The organism is Clostridium sp. ATCC BAA-442, assembly GCF_964239415.1.
In the GTDB taxonomy this organism is placed as follows: domain Bacteria; phylum Bacillota; class Clostridia; order Oscillospirales; family Oscillospiraceae; genus Flavonifractor; species Flavonifractor plautii.
The window spans coordinates 50,312-76,876 of the sequence record NZ_CAXSQB010000003.1 but is presented as its reverse complement, the minus strand read 5'-3'; the positions used below and the strand labels follow the sequence as shown (position 1 = coordinate 76,876).

The following is a 26,565-nucleotide window of genomic DNA, read 5'->3' as shown; positions in this document are numbered from 1 at the left end:
AGGGCCTCCCTCAGGCGGGAGGCCCCTTTTCAACCGGAGGTTCGGCGGCGGACACTACAACGGCGCAGGCGAGGTCGCCCGCTACGTTGACGGCGGTGCGCGCCATGTCCAGCACCCGGTCGATGCCCAGGACCAATGCCACCCCCTCCACCGGCAGGCCCACGGACTGGAGCACCATGCCCAGCATGACGGCCCCTGCGCCGGGTACTCCGGCGGTTCCGACGGAGGCCAGGGTGCAGGTGAGGATGATGGTGAGCTGCTGGGGGAGCGCCAGGGGGATACCGTAGGCATTGGCGATGAACAGGGCGCACACCCCCTGGTAGATGGCGGTGCCGTCCATGTTGAGGGTGGCACCCAGGGGGAGCACGAAGGAGCGCACCCCGGCGGGGACGCCCAGGCGCTCGGCGGCCTCCAGCGAGAAGGGAAGGGCCCCGGCGGAGCTGGCCGACGAGAAGGCGAAGACCACGGCGGGCAGGGCCTCCCGGAAGAAACGCCGGGGGCTGCGCCTTGCCAGGGCGCCCACGGCTCCTCCGTAGACCAACAGAAGCTGCACCAGACAGGCCCCGTAGACCAGGACGGCCACTCCCAGGAGGGAGGAGAGCACTCTGGGCCCCTCCGCGGCCACCACCGGGGCGATCAGGGCGAATACGGCCACCGGCGCCAGTACCATGGTCCGCTCTGTGAGGGCGTACATGGCCTCCGCCAGACTGCCGAAGGCCCGCAGCAGGGGCGCGCCCTTCTCTCCGATGGTCAGGGCCGCCCACCCGAGGGCCAGGGCGAAAAAGAGGATCTGCAGCATATTGCCCTCGGCCAGAGCCTGGATGGGGTTGGTGGGGACAATCCCCAGCAGGGTGTCCGCCAGAGAGAAAGAGGGGGCCTCCTCCCGGGCGGCGGGGAGCGGATAACCCAGCTCCCGCCCCACCGGAAACAGGTTGGCCGCCAGCAGGCCCAGGGCCACCGCCAGCGCGGTGGTGCACAGGTAGAACAGGAGGGTGCGGCCGCCGACCCGGCCCATGTGCCGGGCGTCCCCCAGACCGCCCACCCCCGCCGTCAGGGAGCAGAACACCAGGGGGACCACCAGCATCTTTACCAGATTGAGAAACAGGGTGCCGAAGGGCTGAATCCAGGCCGCGGCAAACTCTGGGGCATCCTGGAGCGCCAGCCCGGCCAGCACGCCCAGCCCCAGGCCCAGCAGGATCCGGAGCGAAAGGGGCAGCTTGCGTCTCATGCTCCACCTCCATTCCCCACTAGGATATGGAGGCGGGGGGAAAACCATACGGAGGAACGGCCATGGAGTACATTCCCGCCAAGCAGATCTTAAGCCGCAACAGGAGCACCGCCTGGTTCGGCACCGACTACACCATGAACCTGTACCGGGGCTGCTGCCACGGCTGCATCTACTGCGACAGCCGCAGCGCCTGCTACGGTATCGAGGATTTCGGCCGGGTGCGGGCCAAGGAGAACGCCCTGGCGCTCCTGAGGGACGAGCTGCGGCGGAAGGTGCGCCCCGGCATTGTGGGCATGGGCTCCATGAGTGACCCTTACAACCCCTTCGAAGGGGAGCTCCAGCTCACCCGCCACGCCCTGGAGCTGCTGGACGCCTACGGCTTCGGGGCGGCCATCGCCACCAAGGGGGACGGGATTACCCGGGACATAGACGTGCTGCGCTGCATGAGGGAGCACGTGCCGGTGCTGTGCAAGGTGACCGTCACCACCACCGATGCCGCCCTGGCCGCCCGGGTGGAGCCGAACGCTCCCAGCCCCGCCCGGCGGCTGGAGGCGGTGGCCCGGCTGGCGGAGGCGGGGGTGTTTGCTGGCGTGCTGCTCATGCCGGTTCTCCCCTTTTTGGAGGACAATGTGGAAAACCTGCGGGCCGTGGTGGAGGCCGCGGCGGAGGCGGGGGCCCGGTTTGTCTACCCCGCGTTCGGTATGACGCTCCGTGATCAACAGCGGGAATATTACTATCAGGCATTGGAAAAAGGCTTTCCCGGCCTGGCGGAACGCTACCGGCGGCAGTACGGACCCCGCTACGAGTGCCCCAGCCCACGGGCAAAGGCCCTGTGGGCTGCCCTGGAGGAGCGGTGCCGCGCCCTGGGCCTGCTGTGCCGGATGCGGGACATCACCGCCGCCTATCAGCGCGGCTACGGGGAGCGGCAGCTCACCTTTTTCTAAGGCTGCGGCTCAATGTCCATGGACGCCATCTGTTCCGGCGTACAGCCGTTGGCGGCGCCCATCTGCGTCCAGTAGCGTGTGGAGGCCCGCACAAAGGAGCGGGGGGACAGGGGCATGGTGACCGCCAGCTCGGCGGACCGTCCGGCGGCGACGGCCCTGGCCAGCGCCCTGATGCTCCGCCTGACCAGGAAGGCGAAGGGGGTGCCCAGGATGGCCTCCCCGCCGCCGATTTTGAGGCATGCGCCGAAGGGATAGCCGTTCTCCAGGCAGAAGAGGCGCACCATGTCCACCGCTACATCGTTCTGGTGTGGCTCCAGAAAGCCGCAGTTGATCAGTACGCTGATGCGCGGCCTGTGCTCCGGCCCGGCCCCCTCCAGGAACTCCAAAAAGCGCAGGAGAGGGGCGGGAAGGCCGTCGGCATAGAGGGGGAAGACCAGCAGCAGGTCGGTGCACTCCGCCGCGGCCGCCGCCAGCTCGGCGTGATTCTTTGCGGTCAGGGCCTCATAGCGGGCCTCCCCCTTCCAGCGGGCCTGAAACAGCTCGGCATAGCGCCTGGAATTGGAGCGGGGGGCGCGGGGGCTGCCGTTTACGATCAGAAGCTTCACCACCGGGCCACCTCCTCTCCCACGGCGGCCTCCAGCTCCCCCTCGGCCACAAAGCGGACGCGGTGGCTGCGGAAGGACATGTTGTGGGCGTTGCGCTCCACCAGCCGGGTGAACAGGGCGCGCTCCTCCGCCCGGTCCGCCCCGTAGGCCAGGATCACCGCGTCCTTGGGGACCACGGCGCGCTGAACGTGGTGAGTCTCGCCGTTGTGGATGCGGAGAAAGGCCTGCTGCACCGGGATGGCCCGCTCCAGCATGGTCTTCATTACCGGCGCGTAGGAGCCGTATTTGACCCGGCTGACATAGAGTACCTGCTCGCTCCGGGCGATGAGGGGATATACCCGTACCGCGTCGTCCCGGATGACGCAGCGGCCAGGCGTTTTGGTCCAGCAGCCGAAGCAGCCCACGCAGTTTGCGATGCGGAGGGCGGAGAGATCCACGGCGGCGGCATCCTGGGGGAGAGCGGCGGACACGGGACGGTCCGTCATCAACAGTTTCATGGGTGCTCCTTTCCGGGGGAGAATTCCCCCAGTGAAATGATATGATTTTATCACAGTGCGGGCCAAAGGGCAAGAAAAGGCCGCAAAATTTAAGCTCCGCTATAGGATCGGTTAAAATTGGCTAAAATCCCGGCGCGTCCCCTTGCGCACCGGGGCAAAACGGGGTAGAATAAGGCCAGCAACCCAACAAGCCGCACCGTAAGGAGGTTTTTAATATGGCTTTTTTGGATGAACTGAAGGATCGTGCAATGGATCTGGGCCGGGCCGGCGTGGCCAAGTCCAAGCAGCTTGCGGAGATCACCAAGCTGTCCCTGAACAACGCCAGCGAGGAGGACGCCATCAAGAAGGCGTATGTGGAGATCGGCAAGCTATACTATGCCGAGCGGGGCATGGCCCCTGAGGCGGCCTACGTGGCCCTGTGTGAGCGCATCACCGCCGCCAAGGTCAACATTGAGGAGAACAAGAACCGCATCGCCGAGCTGAAGGCTGAGGGCAATGTGTCCGACGCGGACATCCCCCACGTGGAGACCGACGTGCCCCCTGAGGAGCCGGTGGACGGCGGCTGCGGCTGCTGCGATCACGAGGTGGCTCCCGAGGAGGTATTCTCCGACGACGACAAGCCCCAGGAATAAGCATCTGACCCGACAGGGCCCGCCATCCGGGGGGCCCTGTTCCTGTGACTGGACAACATCAACCCCTAATGCAGTATACGGCGATTGTCTGCAAAGAAAGGGTGACGGCATTGATATTGCACAGGGCGAGGCCGCCGCGGGGAGCGGCAAAGGAGAAGGCGCATACCCTCCCCACGGAGAGGGGGACGGATTTCTCCACCAGGTGCCGAACAGGGCGGGGAGCGTGGGGCAGGGCGATGGGAAGGCCGGCGAGGGATTCCGGCAGCTCCGGCGCGCCGGGAGACAGAACTTGGTTTCCTCCAGAAAGGCCAGATCCATTTGAAAATCCCTCCTAAAACTGCATCGTATACGAAAACATAAAACGAGCGTGCACGGCAGAGCCGTGGTCGCTCGTTTTCAACTCAGACCGGATTCGCCTGCCAGGCAAAATCACAGGATGCGGCGGGCGCCCACGTAGACGTTGGCGTAGTGGCCGCGGGTAAGATCGTCAATCTTGACGGTGTATGTATTGGTAGAGGCGTGGATGAACTGCCCGCCGCCGATATAGATGCCCACATGAGAGGCGGCCTTGCTGGTGTTGTACTTGAAGAACACCAGGTCGCCGGGCTGCAGCTCACTCTTGGAAACAGAGGTGCCATTGGAGAGCTGAGTGGAGGCGGTGCGGTTCAGGGTGTAGCCGAAGTGGCGGTACACATAGCTGGTGTAGCCGGAGCAGTCAAAGCTGCTGGGGCCGTTGCCGCCGTAAACATAGGGGCAGCCGAGATACTGCTTGGCGTAGTCCACCACCTGCTGGCCCAGGCTGCTGCTGGAGGCGGTGGCTACGGCGGTGGCGCCGTCGCCGCGGGAACCGGCGGAGTCCTTGCAGGTGACCATGTAATCGCTGCTGACATAGCCGGTGACGCCATTGGTAGAGATCTTGTACCAGCCGTTGTCGATACCCACGATGTTGACCACCGCGCCGTTGTTGAGGGAGGTGACCTTACCGTAGCTGGTGCCGGGGCCGCTGCGCACATTCAGGGGAGAACCCTGGGACTGAACCAGGCCGTAACCGATGGTGACATCCGCCTTGGCGGACACGTTCAGGTACTCGCCGGACATATAGCCCTCCACGGACTTGTAGTCCACCTTGTACCAGCCGTTGCCCGCGTCCTCCAGAACCACCACGGTGTCGCCCTTGGAGGCGGTACCCAGTACGGTGGCGGAGGTGCTGGCCTCGTCGCGGAGGCGGAGTGCGTCGGTGTTGACGGTGCCCACGCCGACGCTGGCGGCGGAGGCGCTCACCACGCAGACGGTGGAGAGGACGGCGGTTACAAGCGCGGTGCGCAGGAGCTTGGCAGGCTGTATCATGGGTCGATTCCTCCAGTTTCAAAGTAATACCCGCCCGGAGGGCGGGGCTTTGGCTTCTCGGGTGTAAGGCGGGATTACGGGTTGGCGAGCGCGCGCTCCAGCCAGACGGACGCCACGTCCATGGCGGCGTAGAGGCTGTCTTTCTCAGTTTTCTTAACCACCCGGTCCCGGCTCTTCAGATCCGGGTCGGTGAGCTGAAGCTGAACGGAAACCTTGGTCGCCACGTCCAGATCCTGATCCTTCTTCTGGGAGAGAATCTGGAGCATGATGATATATTTCTGGGCCATGCTGCCGTAGTAGATCAGGCTGTCCTTCCGGCGGAGGGGGTGGCCCTTGTAGGTCAGGGGAATATTCTGAGCTGCCATTTTGACCTCCTTTGAGAATTGTAACTATTCTTAAAAACTGTAACCAAATTGTAACACATTGTTTCCAGCTCGTCAACTGCTTTCCTGCTGATTTCACAGGAAATTTGTACCGGCATGCCAGATGGTAGGGGACAGGCTGTTACTCTCTGGATTTTTGAGGGAAGGCGAGTCGGCGGGCGAGGGAGAGGACCGCAAAGGCCAGGCCGGCCAGCATGAGCAGGGCCTCGCACAGCATGGGGAACAGGCGGCCATCCAGGGAGACCGCCAGGGTAAATTTCCCCCGCAGGACCACCACATAGGCGCCCAGGGAGGCCAGCTCCACCAGCAGGGCGCAGGGGGCGGAGCGGGGGAACGCGCAGGTCCAGGCCAGAGCCAGCACGTCGGCCAGGAAGAAGTAGCGCTCATGCATGTGGGGCAGCAGGAAGGGCACGCCGATGGCCAGGACAACCGCGGCGGCCAGAAGAGCCCGGTCGTCCGCCTGGCGGCGGAAAACCAGCAGGGCGGCCAGCACGGCCGCAGCGAGGGCGAAGGCGGCCAGGATGCCCAGGCGGGCGGCGAGGGCAGTGTTCACCTCCGCGCCGTGGGGAATCAGGGCGTACATATTGGGGGCATTCAGGTTCAGATAGCCGGAGTACTCGGCGGCCTGCCCAAAATAGACCCCCAGGATGTCCCCCAGGGGCTTGCCCAGCAGCAGCGCGGGCACACAGGTGGCGGCATAGGCCGCCGGAAACCACAACAGCTCCCGGAAGCGCACCCGCCGGAGCAGCCACAGCCCGCCCCACAGGGGGAGCACAAAGACGGTCTGTAGTTTAAAGGAGAAGGCGATCCCCAGCAGGAGCAAAGAGCTTCGGTTTCGCCCCTCCAGCGCGCAGGCCAGGGCGTGGAGGGTGAGGGCGCCGTACAGGGCGTCGCACTGCCCCCAGAACGCGCCGTTGAGTATCACCGTAGGCAGCAGCAGAAGCAGGCAGAAGCAGAGCAGGGGGCGGTTCGGGCTCTCCGGCGCGAAATGCCGCACCAGCCGGAAGCCGCCCCAGGCCAGCACCACGTCAAACAGAATGGAGAAGAGCTTGATGAGGTACAGGTCGGGTATGGGCAGATAGGAGATGGCGGCAAGAAAATAGAGGTAGGGCGCGTTATAGTTGCCGATCGGCAGCTTCACGGCCGCGAAGCCGCCCCCATCCCGGAAGGCCGCGGCCCATTGGGAGAGGAACATCTGGTAATCGGCGGACTGGTAGTCTAGCAGCAGGGCCCGGAGGAAGAAGGCCAGCCCAATGGGCAGCAGGGCGTCCAGCAGCCGGGGACGGTCCAGGCCCTCCCGGCGGAGCAGCCGCAGCGCCAGGGCGGCCAGGGCCAGCAGGAGCAGAAAGACGGCCAGATGAGCGGGCGCTCCGCCCAGGGCAAGGGAGCCGGCGGGAAACAGGCTCAGGCCCAGCAGGGCCAGTCCCGCTGCGGCCCAGGAGAGGGAAAAGACGTTCATAGGCACCTCCTGTCGAAAAAAGGCCCGGGGCAATGGGGTGCCCCGGGCCTTTCACAGTGGGATCAGACTTCAGCGGACTCGGAGAGGACCGCCGCCTCGGCGGGGGCCTCTTCCTCGGGAACCGCCTCCTCGCCGCTCTGGGCGGTGCCCTCGTCGTCCACCTTGTCGTACTTGCGGTAGACGGACAGGCCGGAGCCGGCGGGAATCAGCTTGCCGATGATGACGTTCTCCTTCAGGCCCAGCAGGTGGTCCACCTTGCCCTGAATAGCGGCCTCGGTGAGCACCTTGGTGGTCTCCTGGAAGGAGGCGGCGGACAGGAAGGAGTCGGTGGCCAGAGAGGCCTTGGTGATGCCCATCAGCAGGCGGGTGCAGGTGGGCAGCTTGAGCTCGAGGCCGTCGTTGGTCTCGCCGGCGTCGATGCGCTTCTGCACGGCCTCCTTGGCATCCTCAAAGCGGATGAGATCGACGGTGGAACCGCTGAGCAGATCGGAATCGCCCGCGTCCTCCACCCGCACCTTGCGCATCATCTGGCGGCAGATGACCTCGATGTGCTTGTCGTTGATGTCAACGCCCTGCTGGCGGTAGGGCTTCTGAACCTCCTGGATGAGGTAGTCGTACACGGCGTGGACACCGCGCACCCGGAGGACGTCCTGGGGGTAGAGGGCACCCTCGGTGAGGGCGAAGCCCTTCTCCACAGTGTCGCCGTCCTTCACCCGCAGGCCCGCGTAGGGCAGGGCGTAGGAGACCACCTCGCCGTCGTTGGCGGTGATGGTGACGTTGCAGATGGCGTTGCGCTTGGCCTCCTCCAGAGTGACCCGGCCGCTGATCTCGGCCAACTGGGCCATCTTCTTGGGCTTGCGGGACTCGAACAGCTCCTCAACACGGGGAAGACCCTGGGTGATGTCGCCGCCGGCGACGCCGCCGGTGTGGAAGGTACGCATGGTGAGCTGGGTGCCCGGCTCGCCGATGGACTGGGCGGCGATGATGCCCACGGCCTCGCCCTCACCCACGGGCTCGCCGATGGCCAGGTTGATGCCATAGCACTTGGAACAAACGCCACTGCGGGCGCGGCAGGTGAGCACGCTGCGGATCTTCACGGAGTGGATGCCGTGGTCCTCCAGCAGCTTGGCGTGGTCGGCGGTCATCATGGTGTGGTGATCAATGAGCACCTCGCCGGTCTGGGGATCGCAGATATCCTCCACCGGATAACGGCCCTTGAGCCGCTCGCCGAAGGTCTCAATGACCTGGCCGTTCTCCACGATCTCGCTGACGGTGATGCCGTCGTCGGTGCCGCAGTCGTGCTCGCGGATGATGACCTCCTGGGACACGTCCACCAGACGGCGGGTCAGGTAACCCGAGTCGGCGGTACGCAGGGCCGTGTCGGCCATGCCCTTTCGGGCGCCTCTGGAGGAGATGAAGTACTCCAGCACGGACAGGCCCTCACGGAAGTTGGACTTGATGGGGATCTCGATGGTGCGGCCGGAGGTGTCGGCCATCAGGCCGCGCATGCCGGCCAACTGGCGGATCTGGGCGGAGGAACCACGGGCGCCGGAGTCCGCCATCATCCAGATGGGGTTGTAGCGGTCCAGGCCGGCCATCAGGGCGTCGGTCACGTCCTTGGTGGTCTTTTCCCAGGCTTCGACCACCAGGCGGTAACGCTCCTCATTGGTGAGGAAGCCGCGCTTGTACTGCCGCTCGATCTTGACGATCTCCTTCTCGGTATCGGCGATCAGGCCGTACTTCTTCTCGGGGATGGTCATGTCGTAGATGGAGACGGTGAGGGAGCCGCGGGTGGAGAACTTGTAGCCCCGGTTCTTGATGGTATCCAGCACATGGGCGGACACGGTGAAGCCGTGCTTGACGATGCACTTGTCGATGATCTTGCCAAGCTGCTTCTTGCCGACGATGAAGTTGACCTCGGGGTCGAACATCTGCTCGGGATCGCTGCGGTCCACGAAGCCCAGATCCTGGGGGATGCCCTCGTTGAAGAGCAGGCGTCCCACGGTGGTGCGCACCAGCTTGTGGCGGACGACGCCGTCCACCTCCGCCTCCCGGCGGACCAGGATGGGCACGTGGAGCTCCAGCTCGCCCTCGTCGTAGGCCAGGCGGGCCTCGATGTCGTTGGAGAAGACGTGGAGTACCTCGCGGGGCAGCGCGCCGTCCTCGGTCTCGGCGCAGATGCCGGCATAGGTGGGAATATCATCCAGGGAGCCGGGGTTCTTCACCCAGACATAGGAGTCGGGGGTGATGGCGCCCGCGGCCAGGGCGGCCTTCACCGCCGCCACGTCGTCATAGGTCTCCTCGGCGGTGTGCTCGGGATACTTCTCATAGGTCAGGTAGTAGGAGCCGAGCACCATGTCCTGGGTGGGCACGGTGACGGGGCCGCCGTCCTGGGGCCGCAGCAGGTTGTTGGCCGAGAGCATGAGCACCCGGGCCTCGGTCTGGGCCTCGGCGGACAGGGGCACGTGGACAGCCATCTGGTCGCCGTCGAAGTCGGCGTTGAAGGCGGTACACACCAGGGGGTGCAGCTTGATGGCGCGGCCCTCCACGAGCACGGGCTCGAAGGCCTGAATGCCCAGGCGGTGCAGGGTGGGGGCGCGGTTGAGCATGACGGGGTGGTCCTTGATGACAAACTCCAGGGCGTCCCACACCTCGGCCTTGCCCTTGTCCACCATCTTCTTGGCGGACTTAATGTTGTTGGCCAGGCCGTCCTCCACAAGCTTTTTCATCACGAAGGGGCGGAAGAGCTCGATGGCCATCTCCTTGGGCAGGCCGCACTGGTAGATCTTCAGCTCGGGGCCGACCACGATGACGGAACGGCCGGAGTAGTCTACGCGCTTGCCCAGCAGGTTCTGGCGGAAGCGGCCCTGCTTGCCCTTGAGCATGTCGGACAGGCTCTTGAGGGCGCGGTTGTTGGCGCCGGTGACGGCGCGGCCCCGGCGGCCATTGTCGATGAGGGCGTCCACCGCCTCCTGGAGCATCCGCTTCTCGTTGCGCACGATGATGTCGGGGGCGTTGAGCTGGATCAAACGCTTCAGGCGGTTGTTGCGGTTGATCACCCTGCGGTACAGGTCGTTCAGATCGGAGGTGGCGAAGCGGCCGCCGTCCAGCTGCACCATGGGGCGCAGCTCGGGGGGGATCACCGGCAGCACGTCGATGATCATCCACTCGGGCTTGTTGCCGGAGATACGGAAGGCGTCCACCACCTCCAGGCGCTTGACAATGCGGGCCTTCTTCTGGCCGGAGGCGTCCTTCAGCTCGGCGCGGAGCTGGTTGGACAGCTCCTCCAGATCAATGTCCTGGAGCAGCTTCTTCACGGCCTCGGCGCCCATGCCGGCCTCGAAGTCGTCCTCGTACTTCTCCCGCATGTCGCGGTACTCCTTCTCGGAGAGGATCTGGTTCTTGGCCAGGGGGGAGAAGCCGGGGTCAGTGACAATATAGCTGGCGAAGTAGAGCACCTTCTCCAGAATACGGGGGCTGATGTCCAGCAGCAGGCCCATGCGGGAGGGGATGCCCTTGAAATACCAGATGTGGCTCACCGGGGCGGCCAGCTCGATGTGGCCCATGCGCTCACGGCGCACCTTGGCACGGGTGACCTCCACGCCGCAGCGGTCGCAGATCTTGCCCTTGTAGCGGATCTTTTTGTACTTGCCGCAGTGGCACTCCCAGTCCTTGGTGGGGCCAAAGATCCGCTCGCAGAACAGACCGTCCCGCTCCGGCTTGAGGGTGCGGTAGTTGATGGTCTCCGGCTTCTTGACCTCGCCGTAGGACCACTCGCGGATCTGCTCCGGGGAGGCGATGCCGATCTGGATGGCGTCGAATTCAGCGTAACTCATATCTTTGCTCGTCCTCCCTTAATTAGTCCATATCCTCATCGGAATAGTCATCCGAGAAGTCGTCGCTGTCGTCCAGCTCCTCTGCGTCCGCGGCGGCCAGGTCGTCGTCGTCGCTGCCCTCCTTGAGGGTGTAGCCCGCGGCGGCGAAGTCGGACTCCCCGCCGGCGTCGTAGCCGTAGTAGTCGTCGTCCTCGTCGCGGAACTTGCCGGGCTGGTAGTTGTCCTCGTCGTCGTCCTTCAGCTCGATCTCCGCGCCCTGGTCGTCCAGCACCTTGATGTCCAGGCACAGAGACTGCAGCTCCTTGACCAGGACCTTGAAGGACTCGGGCACGCCGGGCTTGGGCACGTTGTGGCCCTTGACGATGGACTCGTAGGTGCGCACGCGGCCGGTGACATCGTCGGACTTGACGGTGAGGATCTCCTGCAGGGTGTAGGCCGCGCCGTAGGCCTCCAGGGCCCACACCTCCATCTCGCCGAAGCGCTGGCCGCCAAACTGGGCCTTGCCGCCCAGGGGCTGCTGGGTGACCAGGGAGTAGGGGCCGGTGGAGCGGGCGTGGATCTTGTCGTCCACCAGGTGGTGGAGCTTGAGGAAGTAGACGTAGCCCACGGTGACGGGGTTGTCAAACCGCTCGCCGGTGCGGCCGTCGTACAGCCAGCTCTTGCCGTCGGGGCGCAGGCCGGCCATCTTCAGGGTCTCGGCGATGTCCTTCTCGTCGGCGCCGTTGAAGACGGGGGTGGCCACCTTCCAGCCCAGGGTCTTGGCCGCGTAGCCCAGGTGGACCTCCAGCACCTGGCCGATGTTCATACGGGAGGGCACGCCCAGGGGGTTCAGCACGATGTCCAGGGGGGTGCCGTCGGGCAGGAAGGGCATATCCTCCTGGGGCAGGATGCGGGACACGACGCCCTTGTTGCCGTGGCGGCCGGCCATCTTGTCGCCCACGGAGATCTTGCGCTTCTGGGCGATGTAGACGCGCACCACCATGTTCACGCCGGGGGAGAGCTCGTCGCCCGCCTCGCGGGTGAACACCTTCACGTCCACGATGATGCCGCTCTCGCCGTGGGGCACCTTCAGGGAGGTGTCGCGCACCTCGCGGGCCTTCTCTCCGAAGATGGCGCGGAGCAGCCGCTCCTCAGCGGTGAGGTCGGTCTCGCCCTTGGGGGTGACCTTGCCAACCAGAATGTCGCCGGCGCGCACCTCGGCGCCTACGCGGATGATGCCCCGCTCGTCCAGATCCTTCAGGGCGTCCTCGCCCACGTTGGGGATGTCACGGGTGATCTCCTCGGGGCCCAGCTTGGTGTCGCGGCTCTCGGTCTCGTACTCCTCGATGTGGATGGAGGTGAACACATCCTCCTTCACCATGCGCTCGTTGAGCAGGATGGCGTCCTCGTAGTTGTAGCCCTCCCAGGTCATGAAGCCCATGAGGATGTTCTTGCCCAGGGCGATCTCGCCGTTGTTGGTGGAGGGGCCGTCCACAATGACCTCGCCCTTCTCCACCCGCTGGCCGGCGTCCACGATGGGACGCTGGTTGATGCAGGTGCCGTGGTTGGAGCGCAGGTACTTGGTGAGCCGGTAGTCCTCCACGCGGCCGTCGTCGTAGCGGACGGAGACGGAGTCGGCGGCCACCCTGGTGACCACGCCGTCGTCCTCGGCCAGGATGGCCACCTCGGAGTCGATGCAGTTCTTGTGCTCCTGGCCGGTGGCCACGATGGGAGCCTGGGTGGTCAGCAGGGGCACGGCCTGACGCTGCATGTTGGCGCCCATCAGGGCGCGGTTGGCGTCGTCGTTCTCCAGGAAGGGGATCTGGGCGGTGGCGATGGAGAACATCATCTTGGGGGAGATGTCCATATAGTCCACCTGGTCCCGGTCCACGTCGATGATCTCGTTGCGGTGGCGGCAGGTGATACGGTCGTGCACCAGGCAGCCGTTCTCGTCCAGCGGCTCGGTGGCCTGGGCGATGGTGTACTGGTCCTCCACGTCGGCGGTCATATAGTCCACCTGGTCGGTGACGTGGCCGGTGGCTTTATCCACCTTGCGGTAGGGGGCCTCGATGAAGCCGTAGCGGTTGATGCGGGCATAGGAGGCCAGATAGGAGATCAGGCCGATGTTGGGACCTTCGGGAGTCTCGATGGGGCAGAGGCGGCCGTAGTGGGAGTAGTGGACGTCGCGCACGTCGAAGGAGGCGCGGTCACGGGACAGGCCGCCGGGGCCCAGGGCGGACATACGGCGCTTGTGGGTCAGCTCGGCCAGGGGGTTGGTCTGGTCCATGAACTGGCTCAGGGGGGAGGAGCCGAAGAACTCCTTAATGGCGGCGGTGACGGGGCGGATGTTGATGAGGCTCTGGGGGGTGACGATGTCCAGATCCTGGATGGTCATGCGCTCCCGGATCACCCGCTCCATGCGGGAGAAGCCGATGCGGAACTGGTTCTGGAGCAGCTCGCCCACGCAGCGCAGGCGGCGGTTGCCCAGGTGGTCGATGTCGTCGGCGGAGCCCACCCCGTGGGCCAGGCAGTTGAGGTAGTTGATGGACGCCATGATGTCGTCCACGATGATGTGCTTGGGAATGAGGTCGTCGATGCGCTCCTTCACGGCCTCCTTGAGCTCCTCGCCGGTGTAATTCTGGAGCAGCTCCTGGAGCACGGTGAAGCGTACCTTCTCACTGACGCCGCACTCCTCCGGATCAAAGTCCACGAACTTGGACATATCCACCATGTGATTGGAGAATACTTTGATCTGCACGCCGTCGAGCTCCAGTACAACCTCGTTGACGCCCTTGTCGTCCAGCTCGTGGGCCCGCTCACGGGTGAGCACCTCGCCGGGCTCGGCGATGATCTCGCCGGTCATGGGGTCGGCCACGGGGGCGGCCAGGGTCTGATTCACCAGGCGGGTCCAGATCGACAGCTTCTTGTTGAACTTGTAGCGGCCCACGGCGGACAGGTCGTAGCGCCGGGGGTCGAAGAACAGGGCGTTGAGCAGGCTCTCGGCGGAGTCCACCGTGGGGGGCTCGCCGGGGCGCAGCTTGCGGTAGATCTCCAGCAGCGCGTCCTCATAGGTTTTGCAGGCGTCCTTCTCCAGGGTGGCAACGATGCGGGGATCCTCACCGAACAGCTCGAGGATCTCGGGGTCGGTCTTGGGGCCCACCGCACGGATCAGGCAGGTGATGGGCAGCTTGCGGTTCTTGTCGATGCGCACGTAGAAGGCGTCGTTCAGGTCGGTCTCATACTCCAGCCAGGCGCCCCGGTAGGGGATGACGGTGGTGGCGTAGGTGATGCCGCCGGCCTTGTCCTCGGTGTGGGAGTAATAGATGCCGGGGGAGCGGACGATCTGGGAGACGATGACGCGCTCGGCGCCGTTGATGACGAAGGTGCCGGCCTTGGTCATCAGGGGGAAGTCGCCCATGAAGATCTCCTGCTCCTTGATCTCCTCGGTCTCCTTGTTGCGCAGGCGCACCCGCACCTTGATGGGCGCGGCGTACGTGGCGTCCCGGGCCTTGCACTCCTCCACGCTGTACTTGGGGGGCTCATCCATGGAGTAGTCGATGAAGGAGAGCTCCAGGTTGCCCGCGTAGTCGGTGATCGAGGCCACATCCTTGAAGACCTCCCGCAGTCCCGTGTCCAGGAACCACTGATAGGAGTTCTTCTGCACCTCCAGGAGGTTGGGCATGTCCAGGATTTCTTCATGGCGGGCAAAGCTCTTGCGGAGGGTCTTGCCGTAGTAGACGTCCTTGACCATCGTAGAAAAAACACCTCGTTTTCTTTGTTTGGGGAGCGTTGGGCGGCAGCGCTCTCCGGTTTCCATCGGCTGTCTTCCGTCAAACCCGACAAAGCGCGGCGGGGAAGAAGGAAGTACACGCTCGGCTGTGTGGACAAAAAAGAAACAAATCCTCTTGCGCTTTCCCGCCCCGCATGCTAAACTGTGTCCAAGCTGGGAAAAAATCGGGAAAACTGGGTTGGAAGATAAGAGCATTTCAGTATACCATGAAAAGGGAACAAAAGTCAATTGTTTTATCCGTCGAATCTGGAGAAATCCAGATTTTTTTTATATTCTCATGAACAGAAGGGGAGAGCAGGCATGCTGGAGCGGTTTCTGGATCAGATTGGCGAGGTACTCCGCCTCTGCGAGGATACGGACGGAATTCTGGTGGTCAACCGGGAGGGGATCATCGAATACCACCGGATTCCGCTGAACAGCTACTGGTGCTCCCAGGACACGGTGGGGCGGCACATTCTGGAGCTCTATCCGGAGCTGGACGGGGAGAGCAGCACCATCCTTACCGCCCTGCGGACGGGCCGGGCCAGCTACAACGTTCTCCAGGACATCAACAACCACCGGGGGGAGCGGGTGCTGCTGGAGTCCACCACCATCCCCATCGTGGTGGACGGCCGGGTGGAGTGCGTGGTGGACTCGTCCAAGTACCACACCATTGACCAGCGGGTGATCCGTGGCGGGGAGGGCGGCGGCCTGTCCACCCTGGACCGGATGCTCACGGAAGACCCGGCCATGTTGGCCCTCAAGAGCCGCATCCGGGACGTGGCCGGGCTGGACTCGTCGGTGCTCATCTATGGTGAGACGGGAACGGGCAAGGAGCTGGTGGCCGAGTCGCTCCACAGCGAGGGCGGCCGGGCGGGACCTTTTGTCTCCCAAAACTGTGCGGCCATCCCGGCCACCCTGCTGGAGAGCCTGTTTTTTGGCACGGAAAAGGGAAGCTACACCGGCGCCCTCACCCGCAAGGGGCTGCTGGAGGAGGCGGACGGCGGCACCCTGTTCCTGGACGAGATCAACTCCATGGACCCGGCCCTCCAGGCCAAGCTGCTCAAGGTGCTGGAGGAGAAGAAAGTGCGCCGTCTGGGGGGTAGCCGGGACATCCCCTTCGACGTGCGGATCGTGGCGGCGGTAAACGAGAAGCCTCAGAAGCTCATCCGGGAGGGGCGCCTGCGGGAGGATCTGTACTACCGCCTGGGGGTGATTCGCCTGACGCTCCCGCCCCTGCGGGAGCGGCTGTGCGACATCGGCCCGCTTGCGGACTACTTTATCGAGCACTATAACCGGAAGCTGCACCGGAGGGTGCGGGGGCTGAGCGAGCGGGCCCTCCGGCTGCTCCGGGGCTATGCGTGGCCGGGCAATGTGCGGGAGCTGAAAAACGCCATCGAGGGGGCGGTGGCCGTCGCCCGGGGGGAGCGCCTCACCGTGGAGGACATGGAGGAGATCCTGGCCGGGCGGCTGGGCGGCCTGAACCGGCCGCCGGAGCTGCCGGAGGCCCTGCGCCTGGAGGAGAGCTTTTCCCTCACCCGGGCGCTGGACTCCTACGAGCGGGAGCTGCTCAGCCGGGCTATGCAGCAGGCCGGCTCCATCTCCCAGGCAGCCCGCCTGCTGGGCCTGTCCCGGCAGAATTTGAAGTACAAGCTGAAAAAATTTGACCTGTAAAAAATTTTGCGCCGCAAAATATTTTCCCCCTGAAAAAGGGCCCGAGAGCCGGAGGTATGTCCTATAATACCGGCCCTCGGGTCCTTTTTTGGGCATTAGGGTGAGCTGGCATCCCGTTTGCAAAGTTAAGTGCACGAAACTTGCCGCAGGCGGAAAGGAAGGCTGATATGCGGAGACTTTGGTACAACGGAACGGTTGCCTCGATGGACGGCGCCATGCGCCGCTATGAGGCGGTGGGCGCGGAGGACGGCAGACTGACCTTTTTGGGGAGCGTTCAGGAGGCTCTGGCGCAGGCGTGGGATGAGACGAGGGATTTGCAGGGTGCCATGGTGCTGCCCGGCTTCACCGATTCCCACATGCACCTGCTCCACTACGCCATGATTCAGAAAAACCTCTCCCTGTTTGGCGTGGCGTCCATCGGGGAGATCATAGAACGGGGGCGGGCCCGGATTGAGCGGGACCACCCATCCTACCTGATCGGCATGGGCTGGAATCAAGAGACCATGGCGGAGGGGCGCCTGGTGACGCGGGAGGATCTGGACCGCATCTCCACCGATATCCCGGTGTGTATGCTGCGGACCTGCCTGCACATAGGGGCCTGCAACTCCGTAATGCTGGAGCGCATCCGCGCGCTGGAGGATGTGGCGCCCGAGGTACTGGCCCTGGTGGACTTTGCCAACGGCATCCTGCGGGAGGATGCCGCCCGCTTGTATATGAAGGTGCTCCCCCAGGCGGATGACGCCTATGTAAAGGAGCTGATCCGGCTGGGCCAGCGGGATCTGAACGCGGCGGGCATTACCTGTGTCAATTCCGACGATCTGAAGGCCATTGCCGGAGTGGACCCTATCCGATTGATCGGCATCTTCCGGGAGATGGAGGCGGACGGAGAACTGACGGTGCGGGTCTACGAGCAGTGCCTGGTGGAGCCCGAGGACTTTGAGCGGCTCCAGGCGGTGCGCAGCGATCCGGCCGACCGGGAGAGCCTCTTCCGCACCGGCCCCCGCAAGCTGCTCCAGGACGGCTCCCTGGGGGCCAAGTCGGCGGAGATGATTGACGGCTACCTGGACGAGCCGGACAACCACGGCATCCCTATCTACACCGAGGAAGAGCTGTGCAGCCGGATTCGCGCGGCCCATACCGCCCATATGGACGTGGCGGTGCATGCCATCGGCGACCTGGCCTTCCGCAAGGTGTGCGCCGCCATCGAGCGGGTGGAGCGGGAGGAGCCCTGGCCGGATCACCGCCACGGCATCGTCCACGCCCAGACTACCACACCCGCCCTGCTGGAGCGGATGAAGGCCCTGGGCCTCCAAGCGTACATCCAGCCCATCTTCATTGACGCCGACATGAACATCATCGCCGAGCGGGTGGGGGAGGCCCACGCGAAGGAGTGCTACAACTGGAAGGCCATGGAGGATCTGGGCATCCGGATCAGCGGCGGCTCCGACTGCCCGGTGGAGCCCTTCAACGTGCTGGACAACCTGCGCGCCGCCGTCACCCGGCAGAACCGGGCGGGCACCAGGGTCTATCTGCCCGAGCAGGCCCTCACCGTGGAGCAGGCGGTGCGCCTGTTCACCTCCGATGCCGCCTGGGCCAGCCGGGATGAGGCTGTCCGCGGCACCCTGGAGCTGGGCAAGCAGGCCGACCTTGTGGTGCTGGACCGGGATCTGTTTAAAATCTCTCACCAAGACTTTAATCGGGTTAAGGTTTTGGAGACGGTGTTAAATGGTGTGACAGTCTATCGGGCGGAAACGCTGTAGTCCGTTCACAGCTTAGATCATAGGCAACGAAACAACGGGGAGGAAGCACTATGAAGAAGAAATCCTTCTGGAAGGATACCGTGATTGTAGGTTTGGCGCTGTTTTCCACCATGTTTGGTGCCGGAAACCTGATATTCCCGCCGCAGATTGGCCTGTTCAGCGGACAGGAGTGGTTCCTCGGTGCTATGGGCCTGCTGCTGGGTGGCATCGTTCTGCCGGTTATGGCTCTCTGGGCGGTTAATAACGTCGGAGAGGGCTCTGAGGACCTAATGGGCCACGTGTCTCCGTGGTGTTATAACGCGTTTTATCTGGTGAGCTGTACACTGATCGCCATGGGCTCTACCTTACCCAAGAGTGCCGCTACCACTTATGAAATCGGAATTCAGCCGCTTTTCCCGCAGGTGCCCAACTGGGCAGTTATCATTGTGTTCTTTGTTTTGGTCTACTTTTTTGCCTGTGACCGGGAGTCGGTGATCGACAAGCTGGGGAAATATATGACGCCTATCCTACTGGTGCTTCTGGCAATTGTCCTTATCAAGGGTGTGGTGACGCCGGTAGGGGAGCCAGTGGATACCGGGATCGGAAACCCCTTTGGGGATGCCATGCTGACGGCCTATAATACAGGCGATCTGACGGTCGGCATCATGTTTGCAAGCGTCATCCTGGGTGATCTCCGCCGCCGAGGCTATGACGGAAAGGAGAGCCGAAGAGGCGGATTTATGGCGGGTATCGTCTGCATTATCGCCCTGTTTGCTGTTTATGGTACTCTGACCTACATTGGCGCCACGGCTAGCGGTATCTATGCCCAGGATACTGCCCAGACCGCGCTGCTCTCTGGTGTCATTCGGCAAATCATGGGGACTGCCGGGCTGGCTTGTATGGGCGGCGCGGTAGCCATGGCCTGTCTGACGACTGCGGTCGGCATTGGAACCACAGTTGTCTCATTTATTTATGAATTTCTAAAAAAGAGAGTGCCCTACAAGCTGCTGATGCTGATAGCCTGCATCATCGGAGTTTTCATGGGGATCACCGGAGTACAGAATATCGTGAACTATGTTACACCAATTTTCCTGGTGATCTATCCGGTCTGCATTGTTATGACCATCTTGGGACTGCTGGACCGCTTTCTGCCGAACGACGGTTTCTACAAGGGTGGCGTTTTGATGGCGGGGATTGTGAGCCTGGGGGACGCGGTGCTTAGTGTGGCGCCTGACATTGGCTGGTTGAAGGACCTGATGAGTATGTTCCCGCTCTCCGATTTGGGCTTTGCGTGGCTGGCTCCAGCCGTTATAGGCGCAGTAGTGGGAGCCCTTCTGTGCAGGGGAAAGGAAAAATATCAGGCCATGGGCGACCCAATTGCAGAGGAAATTGCAAAAAACGAATGATTGAATAGTGCCAGGGGAGCGGCGGAGGGGGGAAGCCCCTCCGCCCCCCCCCCCCGCTCTGGCGGTTCTGACTGGAAACGGGCCGGAAAGCTTTGCAAAATCTAGTGATTTTCTGATTGACTTTAGAATTCGCATATGGTAAAATTCTAAATCGCGCAGGTATGCCTGCCAAAAGGGGATACGCGGCAGAAAAGCCAGACGGCCCTGCAAATCAAGCGATGGGAGGCAGACCGCATGCTGACGGAACTCAAGCAGGGCTCCAAGGTGGTCGGCGTCAAGCAGACCAAGCGGGCCGTCAATGATGGGAAAGCCGCCCGGGTTTTTCTGGCAGAGGATGCCGATCCCAGGGTGACCGCCCCGGTGGAGGCCCTGTGCGCAGAAAAACAGATTCCGGTGGAGCGGGTTCCCCAGATGAAGGAACTGGGCTCCGCGTGCGGTATCGCCGTGCCCAGCGCGGTGGCCGCGCTGCTGCACTGATTTTAGCGAAACGGAATAATTTTCATCCGTTTCGTTAAAATATATTCTTTAGAAACCAAGAAAGGAGGAAAACCATGCCTACGTTTAACCAGCTCGTCCGCAAGGGACGCGAGGCCGCGACCTACAAGTCCACCGCTCCCGCCATGCAGAAGGGCCTGAACACCCTGCAGAACCGCATGACCGACCTGCCTTCTCCCCAGAAGAGAGGTGTGTGCACTGCGGTTCGTACCGCCACCCCCAAGAAGCCGAACTCCGCTCTGCGTAAGATCGCCCGTGTGCGTCTGACCAACGGGATGGAGGTCACCGCCTATATCCCCGGTGTCGGCCACAACCTGCAGGAGCACTCTGTGGTCATGATCCGCGGCGGCCGTGTCAAGGACCTGCCCGGCGTGCGTTACCACATCATCCGCGGCACTCTGGATGCCCAGGGCGTTGCCAACCGCATGCAGGCCCGTTCCAAGTACGGCGCGAAGCGGCCCAAGGCCGGCAAGAAGTAATTTTTCTCCGTAAAAATTCTTCTGAAAACCCAATAAGAGACTTTATGCGCAAACGCGCAAGGCAGTTGTCCTTGCGGAAGCGCTTACCTATATATAATAGGGGGCGTTTTCTGTGGGGCACTGGACAAGCAGGCACTTGTCTTACACGGGGGCTTTTCTGAAAAGCCTTCGAGTACCTATGAAATCATACTATGAAGGAGGGAAGCAAAGTGCCCAGAAGAGGAAACGTACCCAAGCGGGAGGTTCTGCCCGATCCGATTTACAACTCCGTCCTGGTGACCAAGCTGGTCAACAGCATCATGCTGGACGGCAAGAAGGGTGTGGCCCAGAAGGTCGTCTACGGTGCTTTCGACATCATCAAGGAGAAGACCGAGAAGGACCCCCTGGACGTGTTCACCACCGCTCTGGAGAACATCATGCCGTCCCTGGAGGTCAAGGCCCGCCGCGTGGGCGGCGCCACCTACCAGGTGCCCATCGAGGTTCGCCCCGAGCGCCGTCAGACCCTTGGTCTGCGGTGGCTGACCAACTACTCCCGCGCCCGCAGCGAGAAGACCATGAAGGAGCGGCTGGCCGGCGAGATCATGGATGCCGCCAACAACCTCGGCTCCGCGGTCAAGAAGCGCGAGGACACCCACAAGATGGCCGAGTCCAACAAGGCCTTCGCGCACTATCGCTGGTAATAAGGAGTTAGAGTATGCCTAGGAAAGTTACCTTAGAGAATACCAGAAACATCGGTATCATGGCCCATATCGATGCCGGTAAGACCACCACCACCGAGCGTATCCTCTACTACACCGGCGTCAACTACAAGATCGGTGAGACCCATGACGGCACCGCCACCATGGACTGGATGGCTCAGGAGCAGGAGCGCGGCATCACCATCACTTCCGCGGCTACCACCTGCTATTGGAAGGGGTCCAAGGACCAGTTCCCCCAGACCCGCATCAACATCATCGACACTCCGGGCCACGTGGACTTCACCGTGGAGGTGGAGCGCTCTCTGCGCGTGCTGGACGGCTCTGTGACCGTTATGTGCGCCAAGGGCGGCGTTGAGCCCCAGTCTGAGACCGTGTGGCGCCAGGCCGACCACTACAAGGTCCCCCGCATGATCTACGTCAACAAGATGGACATCATGGGCGCTGACTTCTATAACGTGCTCAACATGATCCACGACCGGCTCAAGTGCAACGCGGTGCCCATCCAGCTCCCCATCGGCTCCGAGGATACCTTCAAGGGCATCATCGACCTGGTGGAGATGGATGCCGACATCTACTACGACGAGCTGGGCAAGGACATGCGCGTGGAGGAGATCCCCGCCGATATGCTGGAGCTGGCCCAGGAGTACCGCACCAAGCTCATCGACGCCTGTGCTGACATCGACGATGAGATCATGGAGCTGGCCCTGGAGGAGAAGCCCATCCCCGAGGATATGATCCGCCGTGCCCTGCGCAAGGGCACCATCGAGAACCTGCTGGTTCCCGTGACCTGCGGTACCTCTTACCGCAACAAGGGCGTTCAGAAGCTGCTGGATGCCATCGTCGACTTCATGCCCTCCCCGCTGGACATCCCGGCCATCAAGGGTGTGAACCCCGACACCGACGAGGAGGACGAGCGTCCCGCCGACGACAACGCGCCCTTCTCCGCCCTGGCCTTTAAGATTATGACCGACCCCTATGTGGGCCGCCTGTCCTTCTTCCGTGTGTACTCCGGCAAGCTCACCACCGGTTCCTCCGTGCTCAACAGCACCAAGAACCAGAAGGAGCGCATCGGCCGCATCCTACAGATGCATGCCAACCACCGGGAGGACATCGAGGAGGTCTTCTCCGGCGACATCGCCGCCGCCGTGGGCCTGAAGAACACCACCACCGGCGATACCCTGTGCGATGATAATCACCCCATCATCCTGGAGTCCATGGAGTTCCCTGACCCTGTCATCCGCGTGGCCATCGAGCCCAAGACCAAGGCTGGTCAGGAGAAGATGGGCCTGGCGCTGGTAAAGCTGGCTGAAGAGGACCCCACCTTCCGTACCTGGACCGACGAGGAGACCGGCCAGACCATTATCGCCGGCATGGGCGAGCTCCACCTGGAGATCATCGTCGACCGTCTGCTCCGCGAGTTCAAGGTGGAGGCCAACGTGGGCGCACCCCAGGTCGCCTACAAGGAGACCATCAAGAAGTCGGTCGAGCAGGATACCAAGTATGCCCGCCAGTCCGGCGGTAAGGGCCAGTACGGCCACGTCCGCATCACCGTGGAGCCCAATGAGCCCGGCAAGGGCTATGAGTTCCTCAACGAGATTACCGGCGGCGTTATCCCCAAGGAGTATATCCCTGCGGTGGACGCCGGTATCCAGGGCGCCATGCAGGCGGGTGTTCTGGCCGGTTACCCTGTTGTGGATGTGAAGGTCCACCTGACCTTCGGCTCCTACCACGAGGTCGACTCCTCCGAAATGGCGTTTAAGATCGCCGGCTCCATGGCGTTCAAGGAGGCCTGCCGCAAGGCGGACGCCATCCTGCTGGAGCCCGTGATGAAGGTTTCCGTCATCGTACCCGACGAGTATCTGGGCAACGTCATCGGCGACCTGACCAGCCGCCGCGGCATGATTCAGGGCCAGGAGAGCCGTCCCGGCGCCACTCAGGTGGATGCCCTGGTGCCCCTGGCCAGCATGTTCGGCTACGCCACTGACCTACGCTCCTCCACCCAGGGCCGCGGCCAGTACTCCATGGAGCCCCACAGCTATGTGGAGATCCCCAAGAGCATCGCCGAGAAGATTATCGCGGAGCGGGGCCGCAAGGACGATTAATTTCTGTCCTTTGGCATTTCTCGCAACAAGGGTATTGCATTTTATTCTGCAATGCTATACAATATTTTCGCATTATTGTGGAAATAAGAACCATCTTACTATCAGAATTTAAGGAGGAACATCCAAATGGCTAAGGCTAAATTTGAGCGTACCAAGCCCCATGTCAACATCGGCACCATCGGCCACGTTGACCACGGCAAGACCACTCTGACCGCCGCTATCACCAAGTATCTGGCTCTGAAGGGCCAGGCTCAGTACGAGGATTACTCCAGCATCGACAAGGCTCCCGAGGAGCGTGAGCGCGGCATCACCATCAACACCGCCCACGTGGAGTACGAGACCGATGCCCGTCACTATGCCCACGTTGACTGCCCGGGCCACGCCGACTATATCAAGAACATGATCACCGGTGCTGCTCAGATGGACGGCGCCATCCTGGTTATCGCCGCCACCGATGGCCCCATGGCTCAGACCAAGGAGCACATCCTGCTGGCCCGTCAGGTGGGCGTGCCCGCCATCGTCGTGTTCCTGAACAAGTGCGATCAGGTGGACGACGAGGAGCTGCTGGAGCTGGTCGAGATGGAGGTCCGCGAGACCCTGTCCAAGTACGAGTTCCCCGGCGACGATATCCCCATCATCAAGGGCTCCGCTCTGAACGCCCTGACCTGCGAGGGCGGTGTGGACGATCCCGACTTCGCCTGCATCAAGGAGCTGATGGATGCTGTCGACAGCTATATCCCCACTCCTGACCGTAAGGCGGATCAGCCCTTCCTGATGCCCGTCGAGGACGTGTTCACCATCACTGGCCGCGGCACCGTCGCTACCGGTCGTGTGGAGCGCGGTACCATCAAGATGAACGAGGAAGTTGAGATCGTTGGCCTGACCGACGAGAAGAAGAAGACCGTCGTCACCGGCATCGAGATGTTCCGCAAGCTGCTGGACTTTGCTGAGGCCGGCGACAACATCGGCACCCTGCTGCGCGGCGTCGCCAAGACCGACATCGAGCGTGGCCAGGTTCTGTGTAAGCCCGGCTCCATTCACCCCCACACCAAGTTTGTGGGCCAGGTGTACGTTCTGAGCAAGGACGAGGGCGGCCGTCACACCCCCTTCTTTAACAACTACCGTCCTCAGTTCTACTTCCGTACCACCGACGTTACCGGCGTCATCACCCTGCCCGAGGGCACCGAGATGTGCATGCCCGGCGATAACGTTGACATGAAGGTGGAGCTGATCACCCCCATCGCCATCGAGAAGGGCCTGCGTTTCGCTATCCGTGAGGGTGGCCGTACCGTGGGTTCCGGCGTCGTCATCGACATCGAGGAGTAATCTCACTCCAGCTTTCTCGCAGGAGGGTGACCGCCCGAGGGAAAAGCGTCGTTATCGACATCGAGGAGTCATTGATGCTCCCTTGGAAAATCCCCGCCATAAGGCGGGGATTTTCTTTTGCCGCAGTGCGGCCGCCCGGCCCCCATCTGCGGTGGGGCGCGCCGGGAGACGCGTGCAGGGTTTTGCCCAAAGGACAAAACCTTGACACAGGCGGAATTCATTTCCGCCGAGCAAGCAAAATGAACAGGGTTCCCACAGAATCGGAGCTTCTGTGGAACGGCCGCACCGTGGGAAACGCGTCGTCATCGGCATTGAGGAGGTAATATTTCTCGAGCTTTTCCACAGGAGGGTGAGCACCGGCGGAAAAGCCTTGTTATCCACCTTGTGAAGTTCTTCTTCATTTCAGCAGAAGGCCTGCCGATCGGCAGGCCTTCTGCTTTTTAAAAAGCTGCTTTATCCAGAAATTTTTTAAGGAAAAGGGACGAGCTGAGTGGACAGTCCCCTTTTTTTATGGTACAACAGGAAGTGGAAAGGGGCGTGCCAGACATGCAGAGCATATTGACCAACCTGGGAACCGTCACCCCGGACGAGGCAGAGGAGACCTTACAGACGGTGACCGACTTTCTGAAAGGGCTGAATCTGGAGAAGCTCATCACCCTGCTGCTCCTTCTGGCAGGCTGCCTGGTGGTCATGAAGCTGGTTCTCCGGCTGACCGACCGGGCCTTCCTCCGCCTGGAGCTGGAGCGGAGCCTGCATACCTTCATCCATGCGGCCCTGCGGGTTATTTTGTGGATGATTACCCTGTGTATCGTTCTGGACTACGTGGGAGTGCCCATGACTAGCCTGGTGGCGGTGCTCAGCGTCATTGGACTGGCGGTGTCTCTGGCCATCCAGGGCACTCTGTCCAACCTGGCCGGCGGCATCCAGGTGTTGCTCTCCAAGCCCTTCAAGGCGGGGGACTACGTGGAGGCCGGCGGCATCTCCGGTACGGTGCAGGAGGTGGGACTGGCCTACACCAAGCTGTGTACCGTGGACAACAAGGTGATCTCCGTGCCCAACGGACAGATTTCCGGGGAAAAGATCATCAACTACAGTACGGAAGAGCGGAGGAGAGTAGATCTCACCTTCAACGCTTCTTATGACAGCCCTCTCCAGCAGGTGACCGGCGTTCTGCGGGCAGTCGTGGCCGCGCACCCCATGGCCCTGGCCGAGCCGGAGCCCTTTGTGCGGGTCAACGCCTACCGGGACAGCAGCATTGAGTATGTGGTCCGGGTGTGGTGCGCCACGGGGGATTACTGGACGCTGTACTACGACCTGTTGGAGCAGGTTAAGGAGGCTTTTGACCGGAACGGCATTGAGATGACCTACAACCATCTGAACGTCCACCTGATGGAGCGGGAGAGGAGCGAGCCGTGAGCGATAATGTGGAGGTCGGCCGCGGTTTAAACCGAATTTTTATTGGGCAGCTTCTTGTGATTGTGGCCATGATTTTGGCCACAATTCCCCCGGCCGGACTGTTTGCGGTTGTGGCGGCGCTGGTTCTGCCCATGATGGGGCTGTATCAGGCGGGCCGGGTGGATAAGGGCTATCACACGGCCTTTGTGCTCTCTGTTGTGGCCCGGGTGTCGGGGCTGCTGTGCAGGTTGATCGGGGTCCCGGATCTGCTCGGTTATATCCTCGAATTCGCGGTGGTCTACCTGGTATGCACCAAGACCGCCAGACGGTTGGAGGCGGAAGGGGACTTGTCCATGGCAGCCCGGGGGCGGTTTGTGTGGAAACTCGATGCGGCCTGCCTGGCGGTCACGCTCCTCTCCGGCCTCCTTGTGCCAATCATGGGCGAGAGGCTGGTTGGACTCCTGCTGGTTACACTGGTCGCTGCGCTGGCGAACGCCGTCTTCTATATGACCTTCCTTTATCGGGCCTCCAAGAGACTCCAGGAGTGAATGGAAAGCGCGGCGCGAGAGCGC

At 62.7% G+C, this 26,565-nt stretch carries 20 protein-coding genes; 12 read left to right on the top strand and 8 right to left on the bottom strand.

Features of this window, described 5'->3' with window-relative positions; all coding sequences use genetic code 11:
• Positions 1–10: 10 nt before the first annotated feature.
• Positions 11–1,228, bottom strand: a complete 1,218-nt coding sequence (locus tag ACESY8_RS02165; RefSeq protein WP_434307927.1) for a dicarboxylate/amino acid:cation symporter — start codon at positions 1,226–1,228, stop codon at positions 11–13.
• Positions 1,229–1,290: 62 nt separating this feature from the next.
• Between ACESY8_RS02165 and ACESY8_RS02160 the strand changes: the two genes are divergently transcribed.
• Complete coding sequence (locus ACESY8_RS02160; RefSeq protein WP_054338515.1) at positions 1,291–2,172, top strand: SPL family radical SAM protein; 882 nt, start codon at positions 1,291–1,293, stop codon at positions 2,170–2,172.
• On the opposite strand, the gene ACESY8_RS02155 is transcribed toward ACESY8_RS02160, so the two are convergent.
• A complete protein-coding gene (locus ACESY8_RS02155) occupies positions 2,169–2,780 on the bottom strand; it encodes a hypothetical protein (protein ID WP_195383787.1) in 612 nt (203 codons plus the stop codon). The genes ACESY8_RS02160 and ACESY8_RS02155 overlap by 4 nt on opposite strands.
• Positions 2,774–3,274 (bottom strand): flavodoxin family protein, encoded by a 501-nt coding sequence (locus ACESY8_RS02150; RefSeq protein WP_021630901.1) that lies wholly within the window; start codon positions 3,272–3,274, stop codon positions 2,774–2,776. The genes ACESY8_RS02155 and ACESY8_RS02150 overlap by 7 nt, the downstream gene beginning before the upstream one ends.
• A gap of 215 nt (positions 3,275–3,489) precedes the next feature.
• Here ACESY8_RS02150 and ACESY8_RS02145 point away from each other — a divergent pair, with 215 nt between their 5' ends.
• Positions 3,490–3,906 carry a hypothetical protein gene (locus ACESY8_RS02145; protein WP_009259269.1) on the top strand — a complete coding sequence of 139 codons (417 nt, stop codon included), beginning with the start codon at positions 3,490–3,492 and terminating at the stop codon, positions 3,904–3,906.
• Between the two features lie 429 nt (positions 3,907–4,335).
• Here the strand turns inward: ACESY8_RS02145 and ACESY8_RS02140 are convergent, their stop codons facing one another.
• From ACESY8_RS02140 to rpoB, 5 genes are all read right to left on the bottom strand, one after another.
• On the bottom strand, positions 4,336–5,253 hold the full coding sequence (locus ACESY8_RS02140) for a C40 family peptidase (RefSeq protein WP_009259268.1): 918 nt from the start codon (positions 5,251–5,253) through the stop codon (positions 4,336–4,338).
• Between the two features lie 74 nt (positions 5,254–5,327).
• The gene (locus ACESY8_RS02135; protein ID WP_007495862.1) at positions 5,328–5,618 is read right to left on the bottom strand and encodes a hypothetical protein; all 291 of its coding nucleotides are present in this window, start codon (positions 5,616–5,618) and stop codon (positions 5,328–5,330) included.
• A gap of 139 nt (positions 5,619–5,757) precedes the next feature.
• Positions 5,758–7,095 (bottom strand): glycosyltransferase 87 family protein, encoded by a 1,338-nt coding sequence (locus ACESY8_RS02130; RefSeq protein ID WP_054338516.1) that lies wholly within the window; start codon positions 7,093–7,095, stop codon positions 5,758–5,760.
• Between the two features lie 62 nt (positions 7,096–7,157).
• A complete protein-coding gene (rpoC, locus tag ACESY8_RS02125; protein ID WP_009259266.1) occupies positions 7,158–10,931 on the bottom strand; it encodes a DNA-directed RNA polymerase subunit beta' in 3,774 nt (1,257 codons plus the stop codon).
• A gap of 22 nt (positions 10,932–10,953) precedes the next feature.
• Positions 10,954–14,661, bottom strand: a complete 3,708-nt coding sequence (gene rpoB, locus ACESY8_RS02120; protein ID WP_055269917.1) for a DNA-directed RNA polymerase subunit beta — start codon at positions 14,659–14,661, stop codon at positions 10,954–10,956.
• A gap of 339 nt (positions 14,662–15,000) precedes the next feature.
• Here rpoB and ACESY8_RS02115 point away from each other — a divergent pair, with 339 nt between their 5' ends.
• From ACESY8_RS02115 to ACESY8_RS02070, 10 genes are all read left to right on the top strand, one after another.
• Complete coding sequence (locus ACESY8_RS02115) at positions 15,001–16,353, top strand: sigma-54 interaction domain-containing protein (protein WP_021630895.1); 1,353 nt, start codon at positions 15,001–15,003, stop codon at positions 16,351–16,353.
• 167 nt (positions 16,354–16,520) lie between these two features.
• Positions 16,521–18,113 (top strand): amidohydrolase, encoded by a 1,593-nt coding sequence (locus ACESY8_RS02110; protein WP_498794546.1) that lies wholly within the window; start codon positions 16,521–16,523, stop codon positions 18,111–18,113.
• A gap of 50 nt (positions 18,114–18,163) precedes the next feature.
• Positions 18,164–19,498, top strand: coding sequence for a branched-chain amino acid transport system II carrier protein (locus ACESY8_RS02105; protein ID WP_007495849.1), 1,335 nt, complete (start codon positions 18,164–18,166; stop codon positions 19,496–19,498).
• Between the two features lie 234 nt (positions 19,499–19,732).
• Positions 19,733–19,975 carry a ribosomal L7Ae/L30e/S12e/Gadd45 family protein gene (locus ACESY8_RS02100; protein WP_007495846.1) on the top strand — a complete coding sequence of 81 codons (243 nt, stop codon included), beginning with the start codon at positions 19,733–19,735 and terminating at the stop codon, positions 19,973–19,975.
• Positions 19,976–20,049: 74 nt separating this feature from the next.
• Positions 20,050–20,472, top strand: coding sequence for a 30S ribosomal protein S12 (gene rpsL / locus ACESY8_RS02095; protein ID WP_007495843.1), 423 nt, complete (start codon positions 20,050–20,052; stop codon positions 20,470–20,472).
• 209 nt (positions 20,473–20,681) lie between these two features.
• Positions 20,682–21,152: a 30S ribosomal protein S7 gene (rpsG, locus tag ACESY8_RS02090; RefSeq protein WP_009259261.1), complete on the top strand. Its 471-nt coding sequence runs from the start codon at positions 20,682–20,684 to the stop codon at positions 21,150–21,152.
• A gap of 14 nt (positions 21,153–21,166) precedes the next feature.
• Positions 21,167–23,272: an elongation factor G gene (gene fusA / locus ACESY8_RS02085; protein WP_007495839.1), complete on the top strand. Its 2,106-nt coding sequence runs from the start codon at positions 21,167–21,169 to the stop codon at positions 23,270–23,272.
• A gap of 126 nt (positions 23,273–23,398) precedes the next feature.
• Positions 23,399–24,598 carry an elongation factor Tu gene (tuf, locus tag ACESY8_RS02080; RefSeq protein ID WP_007495837.1) on the top strand — a complete coding sequence of 400 codons (1,200 nt, stop codon included), beginning with the start codon at positions 23,399–23,401 and terminating at the stop codon, positions 24,596–24,598.
• Positions 24,599–25,144: 546 nt separating this feature from the next.
• Positions 25,145–26,014: a mechanosensitive ion channel family protein gene (locus tag ACESY8_RS02075; RefSeq protein ID WP_204682052.1), complete on the top strand. Its 870-nt coding sequence runs from the start codon at positions 25,145–25,147 to the stop codon at positions 26,012–26,014.
• On the top strand, positions 26,011–26,541 hold the full coding sequence (locus ACESY8_RS02070) for a hypothetical protein (RefSeq protein WP_054338520.1): 531 nt from the start codon (positions 26,011–26,013) through the stop codon (positions 26,539–26,541). The genes ACESY8_RS02075 and ACESY8_RS02070 overlap by 4 nt, the downstream gene beginning before the upstream one ends.
• The last annotated feature ends 24 nt before the right edge of the window (positions 26,542–26,565 follow it).

Coding starts and splice junctions, on each gene's coding strand:
- ACESY8_RS02165 (WP_434307927.1), bottom strand. CDS start 1,228: ATGAGACGCAAGCTGCCCCTTTCGCTCCGGATCCTGCTGGGCCTGGGG.
- ACESY8_RS02160 (WP_054338515.1), top strand. CDS start 1,291: ATGGAGTACATTCCCGCCAAGCAGATCTTAAGCCGCAACAGGAGCACC.
- ACESY8_RS02150 (WP_021630901.1), bottom strand. CDS start 3,274: ATGAAACTGTTGATGACGGACCGTCCCGTGTCCGCCGCTCTCCCCCAG.
- ACESY8_RS02145 (WP_009259269.1), top strand. CDS start 3,490: ATGGCTTTTTTGGATGAACTGAAGGATCGTGCAATGGATCTGGGCCGG.
- ACESY8_RS02140 (WP_009259268.1), bottom strand. CDS start 5,253: ATGATACAGCCTGCCAAGCTCCTGCGCACCGCGCTTGTAACCGCCGTC.
- ACESY8_RS02135 (WP_007495862.1), bottom strand. CDS start 5,618: ATGGCAGCTCAGAATATTCCCCTGACCTACAAGGGCCACCCCCTCCGC.
- ACESY8_RS02130 (WP_054338516.1), bottom strand. CDS start 7,095: ATGAACGTCTTTTCCCTCTCCTGGGCCGCAGCGGGACTGGCCCTGCTG.
- rpoC (WP_009259266.1), bottom strand. CDS start 10,931: ATGAGTTACGCTGAATTCGACGCCATCCAGATCGGCATCGCCTCCCCG.
- rpoB (WP_055269917.1), bottom strand. CDS start 14,661: ATGGTCAAGGACGTCTACTACGGCAAGACCCTCCGCAAGAGCTTTGCC.
- ACESY8_RS02115 (WP_021630895.1), top strand. CDS start 15,001: ATGCTGGAGCGGTTTCTGGATCAGATTGGCGAGGTACTCCGCCTCTGC.
- ACESY8_RS02110 (WP_498794546.1), top strand. CDS start 16,521: ATGCGGAGACTTTGGTACAACGGAACGGTTGCCTCGATGGACGGCGCC.
- ACESY8_RS02105 (WP_007495849.1), top strand. CDS start 18,164: ATGAAGAAGAAATCCTTCTGGAAGGATACCGTGATTGTAGGTTTGGCG.
- ACESY8_RS02100 (WP_007495846.1), top strand. CDS start 19,733: ATGCTGACGGAACTCAAGCAGGGCTCCAAGGTGGTCGGCGTCAAGCAG.
- rpsL (WP_007495843.1), top strand. CDS start 20,050: ATGCCTACGTTTAACCAGCTCGTCCGCAAGGGACGCGAGGCCGCGACC.
- fusA (WP_007495839.1), top strand. CDS start 21,167: ATGCCTAGGAAAGTTACCTTAGAGAATACCAGAAACATCGGTATCATG.
- tuf (WP_007495837.1), top strand. CDS start 23,399: ATGGCTAAGGCTAAATTTGAGCGTACCAAGCCCCATGTCAACATCGGC.
- ACESY8_RS02075 (WP_204682052.1), top strand. CDS start 25,145: ATGCAGAGCATATTGACCAACCTGGGAACCGTCACCCCGGACGAGGCA.